Here is a 10,251-nt window from a genome sequence, read left to right as displayed (position 1 = left end):
GCCAAAAGGCATTGGAAAACTTGACTCTTCAGGGCATTACCAGTTTTTGCCGAGACGGGCATCCACACTGAAAGCCCCTGCTCCGGCCGCCGCCAGCGCCAGGAAACCACCGGCCACTGAGACGTTCTTCATAAACATCAGCATCTGCATCTGTTCGGCAGGCTGGTAGTGGAAAATAAAGGCAGCCATCAGGGTGAAACCGGCCAGCAGCACGGAGAGGCTGCGGGTAAAGAGACCGAGCACGACGGCAAGGCCACCACCCAGCTCAAGCAGGATCACCAGCGGCAACATAAAGCCGGGTACACCCATCGCTTCCATATAGCCCTGAGTACCGGCATAGCCGCCGATCTTGCTCCAGCCCGCCATTACGAACATCAGCGCCAGCAGTACACGACCCGCCAGCAGCGCTACATCTTTCATCTTGTCCATTTCATATTCCTCGTTTGTGTCACATCACCGCTGACTGCTTCAGGGTAGGTCAAATAACAGAGCTTGGCTGGCACTGGTCGCAACCAGCTCCCACCGGTATTCATCACGACTGAGTACCCCGTCGCCGGGTCGGGCAGCCAGACCGTTGGCGGTCAACTCCCCTGAAATCATCTGCAGGTAACCGTGTCGGCCAGCCAGTGCCCATTCGAGCGCCTCGCCCGGGGCCAGTTCCAGCCGCCATACGCGGGCCTGTTGGCGGATCCGCAGCGATCCCGCCTCGCCATCCGGTGACGCCACCAGCGTCATGCCCGGCCTGGACTCGATCTTCTTCTGCTGATATCCGGGTGGCGTGCCGAACTCGTTCGGCTCTATCCAGATCTGCAACAGGGAGAGAGGATCCGTCTGCGAGGGGTTGTACTCGCTGTGGCGGATCCCGCTGCCTGCGCTCATCAGCTGGAAATCCCCTGCCGGGATCTGCTCGGCGTGGCCGAGGCTGTCCTTGTGCTCTATGGTGCCTTGCAGCACGCAGGTGAGGATCTCCATATTGGCGTGAGGGTGGGTAGCGAATCCGCCACCCGGCGCAACCAGATCCTGATTGATCACCCGCAGTACCGAGTGTCCCATCCACTCCGGGTCATAGTAGTGACCGAAGGAGAAACTGTGGCGCGCGTCCAGCCAGCCAAAGTTGGCCTTGCCCCGCGCTTCTGCGGCTCTCAATTGCATCATGGTGTGCTCCTCATCTACCGGGACGGTTGATTAACGCTGTTTGCCGCTACCGATACCGAACGGAATACGGTATTCGCTGCTCTGGTCAGCCAGGCTGACGGTCAGGTTGCCCTGGGTACGGCTCGGGATCCGCACCTGCTGGGTGCCTGTCAGGTTGGCGTGGACTGATGCCAGCAGATCGCCAGACTCGTCACGCACTTCCAGCATAGGATTGGCTTTGCCATCCATTGCGGCAGTGGCGTTCCAGTTCACAAACAGCACGCCGGGCATGGCATTGAAGTCAGCCGGTACGGAAGCTTGGGCGAAACCTGTGGTCATCAGGCCTGCAACGGCCAGCATCTTGATTACGTTTTTCATGTTCATTCACTCTCTTGTTTTATATGTCATTGCCAAGGCCTTTTCGGCCAGAATCAATGCATCCATGCAAGAGGTTATTCAAATAGTGTGTTGTTCTTTCACCGACATCAGACAGACCGATTTGGTGTGTCACAGTGCGGAACTACCCGCGTATTTGGCCGCTCGACGTTCCTGCCTAAGCGTTGATTGAATATTAAAGTGACATGACCTAACTTGTTAGCGAGATAAACTGGCAAACATATTCAAAAAAATTGAAGGTGAGGAATGGCCAAGGAATCGAACAAGGAGCGGGCGCTGACCCTGGAGGCAATCCGGGTGCTGGACGCCATCGACCGCCGCGGCAGCTTTGCGGCAGCGGCCGACGAGCTGGGCAAGGTCCCCTCGGCATTGAGCTACACGGTGCAGAAGCTGGAGGATGAACTGGATGCCATGCTGTTTGACCGCAGCGGCCACCGCACCAAGTTCACACCGGCGGGGCGCATGCTGCTGGAGCGCGGCCGGGTACTGCTGGAGGCAGCCGAGCATCTGGTGGGAGAGACCCGGGCGCTGGCCCGTGGCTGGGAGACCGACATCACAGTCGCCGTCGATGCACTGGTCCCGGTGCAGGCCCTCTACCCCTTGGTGGAGAAGCTGGCCGAACAGACCGATACCCGACTGCGGCTGCGGGCCGAGGTGCTGGCGGGTAGCTGGGAGTGTCTGGAAGATGGTCGCGCCGACCTGCTTATCTCCTCCATCAACCCGGACATCATGATGACCGGCATCAAGCATCAGGTGATCAAGGACGAGGTGATGCTCTACGTCGCCCATCCCGATCACCCGCTGCATCAGGAGCCCGAACCCTTGGCCGACGAGACCCTGCGCCGCTACCGCGCCATCGCGGTGGCCGACACAGCCCTGCGCAAACCGGTTCTCACCTACCGCCTGCTGGACAAGCAGCCGCGCCTCACTGTCAGCACCATGACGGAGAAACGGGATGCCCTGCTGGCAGGGATCGGCGTCGGCACCATGCCACAGAGCTGGATTGAGGAAGACATCCGGGCCGGTCGGCTCAAGGTGATCAGCCCCGAATATCGCCATCAATTGCAGGTGGTGCTGGCCTGGCGGCGAGACACCATGGGCAAGGCCAAAAGCTGGCTGGTGCGGGAGATACCAAAACTATTTGCAACTGGTGAGAAATGAGATCCAGTTAACAGAAATGTTAATTGCATGCCTCACTTGACGCCCAATATCTTTGCTGATTTCATAGCCGCCTCATTGAACCCATGGAAGCTGTAGAAAATGAAAAAGAGTTTGCTGGTTGCCCTCACCACCCTGCCCCTGTTTGCCAATGCCGGCCTGATGGACTCGCTGACCGACAGCGTCACCAGCAGCGTCAAGGATGCGGCCAGCACTGCCGTATCCGGTGCCATGGACAGCGCATCCAACGAAGCCATCAAAAAGGCACTGGATATCAAGGAAGGCGGCTCCAACAAGCAGGCAGTCAAAGATAAGCTGGGCTCTCCTGCCACCACCAAGACTGAATCCGGTCTGGAAGTGTGGACCTATGATCTGGATGCCCTGAACAAGGCCTCTCCGCTGCTGGCAGAAACCACCAAAACCCTGCTGAAAGATACCGACGCCGCCAAGAAAAACGTGGTCATCAAGTTCGAAGGCGAAACCGTCAAGAAAGTAGACCTGACCGACAAGGCTCAGGGCTAAGTTCGCTCATCCGTGCACACTCGCACCGACACAGATAGCAAGAGGGGGGAGCATCAGGCTCCCCTCTTTTATTGACAATCACCAGCGTTCAACCAATCTGCTGCTCAACGCAGTAAGCGCAAAAAGGGTGGCCTCGGCCACCCTTGGGTTGATAACAGCTGGCGCTGTTACTGGTTCGCTTCGGCGAACTGCTTCATCGCTTCGGCGTGCTTGGTCATACCGGCGGCACGCTCGTTGAGCTTCTTGATGAACTCCGCCTTCTTGGCAGGATCCTCGATGCGATCATAACGTTGCTGCAAGTTGGCCTGGATCTGCTCCGGGGTCATGTTCTGCATACGAGCCATCTTGTCGTGGCGACCACCGTGGTGTTTACCACCCATCATGCCACCACCGTCCATCGGGCAATCCACCATGGCACCGGGCTGGCCGGTGGGGGCCGCTTCACTGGCAGCATAGGCACCCAGCGGCAGGCCAAGGATCAGGGTGGCGGTCAGCAGGGTTTTGGTCAGCTTTTTCATGGTCTATCTCCTGTAGGGATGATTCTGGTTCGGCGCTCTTGCCTTGCCCTCAAGTAAACACCCTATCGGTGTCTGAACTTTGCCAGCATCGCCCTTTTTTGTAGCAGAGTGTGGCATCGTGCGGATCTGGCACACTTTGACACAAACCGCCGTCCGGATTTTCGTATACTCGGGCCAACGCCAAGCAGGGGAGGTACTCATGAACCAGGGCAACACCCACATTCTGGTGGTCGACGACCACAGCGAGATCCGCGATCTCTTGAAACGCTTTCTGGAACAGCACGGCCTGCGGGTCAGCTGCGCCCGGGATGGCAAGGAGATGAAGCGACTGCTGGAGGAGCGGGAGTTCGACCTGCTGGTGCTGGATCTGATGATGCCGGGTGAAGATGGTCTGACCCTCTGCCGCGAGCTGCGGGTCAAATCGAACCTGCCCATCATCATGCTCACTGCCATGGGGGAAGAGACCGACCGCATCATCGGATTGGAGATGGGGGCCGATGACTATCTGGCCAAGCCCTTCAACCCGCGCGAGCTGCTGGCGCGGATCAAGGCGGTGATGCGCCGCACCCAAGCCGAGACACAACCTGCCGCTGACACCCTGACCCGGGATCTGCGCTTCGATCGCTGGCTGCTCGACGTCAATCGCCGGGAGCTGGTCGATGAGGATGGGGTGGGCCTCAGCCTCTCCACCGCCGAATTCGATCTGCTCAAGGTGTTTCTCGAACGCCCGCAACGGGTGCTGAGCCGGGATCAACTGCTGGATCTGGCCCGTGGCCGCGAGGCGGTGGCCTTCGATCGCGCCATCGATACTCTGGTGAGTCGACTGCGCCGCAAGCTGGAGCGGGATCCCAAGAATCCGGAGCTGATCAAGACCATCTGGGGTGGCGGCTATATGTTCTCCGCCGACGTGACGCAGGCATAAGCGGTGACCTTTTTGAAACGACTGTGGGCAAAAATATGGCCCAAGGGGCTGACAGGCCAGATCATTCTGGTGGCGCTGGCGGGGCTGATCCTGATCCAGCTGCTCAGCATCCAGATCTACCGCTCGGATCGGGAGGAGGCGCTTGGCTTCGTCAACAGCCGCAACGCCATGCAGCGGATCATCTCTGTGGTCAGGCTGCTCTCTCTATCACCCCCATCTCTCTATGACGAGATCCTCAAGGCGAGCCGCAGCGAAACCCTGCTGCTGCGCCTCTCAGACGAACCACTGCAACCGGATAATCGCAGCCCCCGCTTCGAGCAGTTGGTGCGCTCTCGGCTCGGCTACCCGCAGGGTCTCACCATAGAGATCAGCGCCGAGCTGAAAGAGGATGCCCAGCGCAGCAAAGCCTGGGAGCATCACGCCCGCATGATGCGGGATCGCAAGGGGCCGCCCCCGCCACGAGATATGCGGCTCTATGGCTCCATCGAACTGCCCCAGGGGGGCTGGCTGCAGTTCAGCTCGCTGGTCGACAAGGAGGCGGGCAGCTGGTCGTGGCAGACCACCCTCAACCTGATGCTGGTCGCCAGTCTGGTGATCGGGCTGATGGTGCTGCTGTTTCGCCGTGCCACCCGCCCGCTCAAGCAGCTGGCAGGCAATGCGGAGCGGCTCGGGCGGGGCGAGGATATCGAACCCTTGAAAGAAGAGGGACCGACCGAGATCCGCGAATCGATTCAGGCCTTCAACCGGATGCACACCCGGCTCGACCGCTTCGTGCAGGACAGAACCCGGATGCTGGCGGCCATCTCCCACGACCTGCGCACCCCCATCACCAGCCTGCGGCTACGCACCGAGTTTCTGGCCGATGGCGAGGACAAGGAGCGCATCCAGCAGACCCTGCAGCAGATGGAGCAGATGCTGGCGGCCACCCTCAGCTTTGCCCGCGAGGAGGGGCAGCAGGAGGCCACCCGCGAGCTGGATCTGGTCAGCCTGCTGGTCAGCCTGTGCGATGACTATGCCGATACCGGCCAGCCGGTCACCTGTCTGGCGGAGGGCAAAGAGGTCTACGCCTGCCGAGCCAACACCCTGCGCCGGGTGCTGCAGAACCTGATCGGCAACGCCATCAAATATGCCGGCAGCGCCGAAGTGTCGCTGGAGCGGCGCAAGGAGGAGCTGTTGATCCGGGTCTGCGATAACGGGCCGGGGATCGATCCGGCGCGGCTCGAGGATGTGTTCAAGCCGTTCGTGCGGCTCGATGAAGCGCGCAACACCGAGTCCGGCAGCGTGGGGCTCGGGCTCTCAATTGCCCGCACTCTGGTGCATCAGCACGGCGGCGAGTTGACCCTGCTCAATCGGCCACAGGGGGGACTGGAGGCGCGGATCAGCCTGCCGCTGTAAGTAGTTACTCTATCCGCCAGCCTTGTCATGGCGCCATTTGCATCATGCAAACTTCATCATTTGAGCGCTTGTTCTTCGATGAGAAAGACGGTGATAATCGGTGACCACGGGACGGTATACGGCAACGGATTGGAGCAAGGATGGCCTCTTCCAGGACAGGAGTCATAGTCAGTATCGGGTGGGGGCTCCTGCTGCTCGCCCTTGCCCTACCTGCCTGGGCCAAAGCCCCGGAAGAGCCGCTCATCATTACCAACTCCAAAGCCTGGCAGCCCTTCTCCTATATCAATGAGTCGGGCCAGCCGGATGGCCTGCTGATCGATTTGTGGCGTGAATATGCCCGAGTGACCGGCCAGAAGATCGAGTTCAGGCTGGTCGACTGGCAAGGCTCCCTCGACCTGCTCCATGAGGGGAAAGCGGACGTTCACGCCGGACTGCTCTGGTCACCGGAGCGGGACAAACTGTTCGACTATGGCCGGCCTCTCGCCCAGCTCGACTCCCAACTCTTCTTCTCGAGCGAATTGCGCGGCACCGATGTCCACTACTACCTGCTCCATGAAACGGTCGGTGTGGTAGCCGGTGGCTACGAGGAGTATTACGCCAGACGCTACTTCCCCGGCACCAGACTGCAAACCTTCAATGACAATGACACCCTGCTGGCTGCGGCCTTCAAGGGTGAAGTGAAGGCCTTTATCGCCGATCTGCAGGTCGCCAACTTCTACATCTATACCTCGGACGATCCCACCCGCTTTATTCCGGTTCGCCACCTCTATACCGACCAGATCCGCTTTGCAGTGAAAAAGGGCGACCTTGCCCTGTTAAACCGGCTGGAAGAGGGGTTCGCCAAGCTCAAAGAGAGCGATCGGGAGCGGATCATCCGCAAATGGATGCATGTCGAAACCGTCTACCCCATCCATCTCGGTCCCTGGCTGCTGTTGGCCGGAGTGTTAATCATGGTGGCCTACATAGTGCAACTGCGCCGCGCTGTTGCCAGCCGTACCACCGAGTTGAGCCGCGCCAACGCCAGACTGGAGAAGCAGGCCAGTACCGACCCCCTGACCGGCCTGCTCAACCGACGGGCATTCATGCCTGCCATGGAGCAACGACTGGCAAGCGGGGAGCCCTGTGCTCTACTGCTGTTCGATGTGGATCACTTCAAGGAGACCAATGACCGCTTTGGTCATGGCATCGGGGATCTGTTGCTGGAAAAGCTGGCCACGACTGTGACCAACCTGTTGCCCGAAGAGGCTATGCTGGCCCGCATCGGCGGCGAGGAGTTTTGCCTGCTGCTGCCGCTGGCCACGCTGGCAGAGACAGAGCAGTGGGCCAAACGCCTCTGTCAGGAGTGCAATCAACAAACCCTGTACACCAACAATAGTGCAGTGACACTATCCATCAGCACAGGTGCAGTCTGGGTAGCAGCAAACAGAGAAGCAGATGCTGACCAGCTATTGCGGCAGGCTGACGCCCTCATGTATCAGGCCAAGGGACTGGGGCGCAATACCTGGCAAGCCGCCGCCTATCAGGCATAGTCCCCTGACGAACACGCAATAAAAACGGCCGCCATCGGAAGATGGCGGCCGCATGACAGGTTCCCTATCAGAAGTTGTAAGTCACGCCCAGGTTGTAGCGGCGACCATCCAGCACAGTGCCATAGCTGCTGTAATCCACTGTCTTGTCGAACAGGTTGTAGACCCCGGCAGTCAGATCCAGATGCTTGTTGGCCTTGTAGACCAGGCCCATGTCAAAGAAGGTGTAGGAAGGAGTCCCTTCCGCCATCTTGACCCGGCTCAGGTACTCGGAGGTCTCGCCACGGAAGTTGACCCGTGACCAGAGGCTGAGATCCTCGGTGGTTTGCCAGTCAACACTGCCGTTGAACATGTGACGGGGCATCTGGTTGAGGGCATGACCCGCCAGTGGACCACTCTTCTGCTCAGACTGGGTAAAGGTGTAGCTGGAGCTGACCGACCAATCCTCATTGATGGCCCAATCCATCATCCCCTCGACACCGCGCATGTTCGCCTTGTCGACGTTGACCCGATCACTGATGAAGTCATAACTGTGACCATTGAGGGTACAGGCGGGATCGCTCTTGCTGGTGCAACGACGCACTTCGGATATCTTGTTCTTGAAGTCGGTGTTGAACAGGGTCACTCCGGCGTTGAAGCCCTGATGACCATTCCACAGCAGGCCGATCTCTTCACTCACGCTGGTCTCGGGTTTGAGATCAGGATTACCGACCAGCATACCATCCAGGCTACCGCCACCGGTGACCTGACCCCAGTTGGCCGCTGACATCCGCAAGTCAGGAGAGCGGTAACCGGTCGAGACGCCTCCTTTCAAGGTCCAACTGTCATCCAGATGCCAAACTCCGTAGAGGCGAGGGCTCCAGTGAGAACCGTAGTTCTGATCCCGATCCATGCGTGCGCCACCGGTCAGGGCAAAGCTGTCAGTGAGTGACCACTCATCTTCGACAAACATCGCCCAGCTCCAGCGGGTCAGCTGCTCGGCAGGGTTGGCCACTTTCAGGGTATTACCCTGATCGTGCAGATCCTCATAGCGATACTGACCACCGACGCTCAAGTAGTGATCCCCCAGAATAAACTGGGTATGGGTATCGGCGATGGTGTTGGTGAGCTCCATCTTGCGGCCGGGGTTGGTGTTGGTTTCCTGCTGCAGATAGCTGCTGGAGGAGCCGAAATCATACTGACCATCATGGGTCAGCGCATAGTTGGTGCGCTCGTATCGGTTAAGGCTATCTTTCGCCTTGGCAGCCAGCGAATTGCCGGCCGTGCGATCCCGATCCTGCAGACTGCGACTGGCTTCCAGATCGAAGCGGTTATGGTCATCAGGCTTGAAGCTGAGCACCGCCGTGCCACTGCGAGTCTCCTGCTCGGCAAAACCCTGGATAAATTTGTCTTCACCACGATGGGCGAGCTGACCATTGAAACGCAGCCCCAACACGCCATCGATCAGTGAACCTGCGGTATAGGCATCGGTCTGGAAGCTGTTGCCAGCATCCTTGTTCTCCTGGAAGGTAGAATCAGCATGAACCGAGCCCTGCCAGGCCAGACCGGTGGTCTTGCGGGTAATCACGTTAATCACGCCCCCCATGGCATCGGAACCATAACGGGATGACATGGGGCCACGGACGACCTCAATGCGCTCAATCGCCTGCAGTGGCGGCAGCCAGCCCTGTTCGATACCCGGACCATCGCTGTTCGGGCGAGTGCCACGGCTATCCACCTTCTTGCCATCAACAAGCATCAGAGTGTATTTCGACCCCATACCGCGAATGCTGATATCACTGCTGCTGCCACCGCCAGTCACCACAACACCGGGAACATCCTTCAGGGCATCGGTCACATCGCGATATGCCCGTTTCTCCAGCTGCTCACGGGTAATCACGGAGATGGAGGCGGCAGAATCTTCAATCTTCTGCTGGAAGCCGGAAGCGGTGACGACCATCACCTCTTGTTCGGCAGCATAGGCCTGGGTCGCAAGAAGGGAGCAGATCAACAAGGCAAGCTTGTTCGGTTTCACTGTTGTCATGTTTTAGCCTGAACATTTTTAGTAGGAAGGTGACGTATTCCCTTACTTCACTCATTACAACGCCCTGGCATCCGGCCAGACGCAGCATTAGAAAAGGCTCATTTGAAAAGCACTTTATTAATCAGCCCGCATTGTAACGACCCCGACCCGATCATTCAAACAATAATCATTATCATTTGTATTGCATGGCATTCCTGCTGAAAAACAGCTCATTCTTGATAAGAGACTGCTTTAATGGAATAAATCCATAAGTAAAAAAGGGGATTATACAAACAAGTGGAAGCGATGACGTACCGTTGCAAGATGGCCTGGTTTAATCCTCAAGCTCTATCAGCTCGCAGCGGAACAATATGGCCAAGATGGGATGTGTTGCGATACAGAGGTGGAAACAGGAGCAAGAACACCAATAGGGGAAGGTATTGCCATCGTGGCGGGATATCGGCAGCTCACCAGCAGGCTAAAAAAACATCAAAGCCCAGTCGTAAGACCGGTCATGAAGCCGAGCTTTGGTATTTGTTCTGGTATGCAAACCTGTGGGTCACTTGATAAAAACGCCCATAACAAAAAGGCCTTCCCATCTGGGAAGGCCTTCAAATTAGTGGCGGAGCGGACGGGACTCGAACCCGCGACCCCCGGCGTGACAGGCCGGTATTCTAA

10 protein-coding genes are annotated in these 10,251 nt (G+C 58.4%); 5 read left to right on the top strand and 5 right to left on the bottom strand.

Going from position 1 to position 10,251, the window contains the following annotated elements; translation table 11 throughout:
• Nucleotides 1-36 precede the first annotated feature (36 nt).
• From G5287_RS03475 to G5287_RS03465, 3 genes are read right to left on the bottom strand one after another with little or no spacing between them, the layout of a single operon-like run.
• Nucleotides 37-429: a DoxX family protein gene (locus tag G5287_RS03475; protein ID WP_005336513.1), complete on the bottom strand. Its 393-nt coding sequence runs from the start codon at nt 427-429 to the stop codon at nt 37-39.
• A gap of 39 nt (nt 430-468) precedes the next feature.
• A complete protein-coding gene (locus G5287_RS03470) occupies nt 469-1,155 on the bottom strand; it encodes a pirin family protein (RefSeq protein ID WP_108541868.1) in 687 nt (228 codons plus the stop codon).
• Between the two features lie 30 nt (nt 1,156-1,185).
• Nucleotides 1,186-1,518, bottom strand: a complete 333-nt coding sequence (locus G5287_RS03465) for a hypothetical protein (protein WP_013723379.1) — start codon at nt 1,516-1,518, stop codon at nt 1,186-1,188.
• 258 nt (nt 1,519-1,776) lie between these two features.
• On the opposite strand from G5287_RS03465, the gene G5287_RS03460 reads away from it, so the two are divergent.
• Nucleotides 1,777-2,691 (top strand): LysR family transcriptional regulator, encoded by a 915-nt coding sequence (locus G5287_RS03460; RefSeq protein ID WP_043821788.1) that lies wholly within the window; start codon nt 1,777-1,779, stop codon nt 2,689-2,691.
• 99 nt (nt 2,692-2,790) lie between these two features.
• Nucleotides 2,791-3,210, top strand: coding sequence for a hypothetical protein (locus G5287_RS03455; protein ID WP_216952673.1), 420 nt, complete (start codon nt 2,791-2,793; stop codon nt 3,208-3,210).
• 167 nt (nt 3,211-3,377) lie between these two features.
• Here G5287_RS03455 and G5287_RS03450 read toward each other — a convergent pair whose 3' ends face one another.
• Nucleotides 3,378-3,728, bottom strand: a complete 351-nt coding sequence (locus tag G5287_RS03450; RefSeq protein ID WP_005355311.1) for a hypothetical protein — start codon at nt 3,726-3,728, stop codon at nt 3,378-3,380.
• Nucleotides 3,729-3,927: 199 nt separating this feature from the next.
• Here G5287_RS03450 and G5287_RS03445 point away from each other — a divergent pair, with 199 nt between their 5' ends.
• The 3 genes from G5287_RS03445 to G5287_RS03435 all read left to right on the top strand — a co-directional run bounded on the left by G5287_RS03445 (nt 3,928) and on the right by G5287_RS03435 (nt 7,574).
• Complete coding sequence (locus G5287_RS03445; protein ID WP_216979694.1) at nt 3,928-4,650, top strand: response regulator; 723 nt, start codon at nt 3,928-3,930, stop codon at nt 4,648-4,650.
• Nucleotides 4,651-4,683: 33 nt separating this feature from the next.
• Nucleotides 4,684-6,045 carry an ATP-binding protein gene (locus G5287_RS03440; RefSeq protein WP_216954487.1) on the top strand — a complete coding sequence of 454 codons (1,362 nt, stop codon included), beginning with the start codon at nt 4,684-4,686 and terminating at the stop codon, nt 6,043-6,045.
• Between the two features lie 140 nt (nt 6,046-6,185).
• Nucleotides 6,186-7,574, top strand: a complete 1,389-nt coding sequence (locus G5287_RS03435) for a diguanylate cyclase domain-containing protein (protein ID WP_421230857.1) — start codon at nt 6,186-6,188, stop codon at nt 7,572-7,574.
• A 67-nt stretch (nt 7,575-7,641) separates the two neighbouring features.
• Here G5287_RS03435 and G5287_RS03430 read toward each other — a convergent pair whose 3' ends face one another.
• Nucleotides 7,642-9,594, bottom strand: coding sequence for a ligand-gated channel protein (locus tag G5287_RS03430; protein WP_005355314.1), 1,953 nt, complete (start codon nt 9,592-9,594; stop codon nt 7,642-7,644).
• Between the last annotated feature and the right edge of the window lie 657 nt (nt 9,595-10,251).

Source organism: Aeromonas sp. 603079 (assembly GCF_049172135.1).
Classification (GTDB): Bacteria; Pseudomonadota; Gammaproteobacteria; order Enterobacterales; family Aeromonadaceae; genus Aeromonas; species Aeromonas veronii.
The sequence above is the reverse complement of the archived record's forward strand: the minus strand, read 5'-3'. Positions and strand labels throughout refer to the sequence as shown.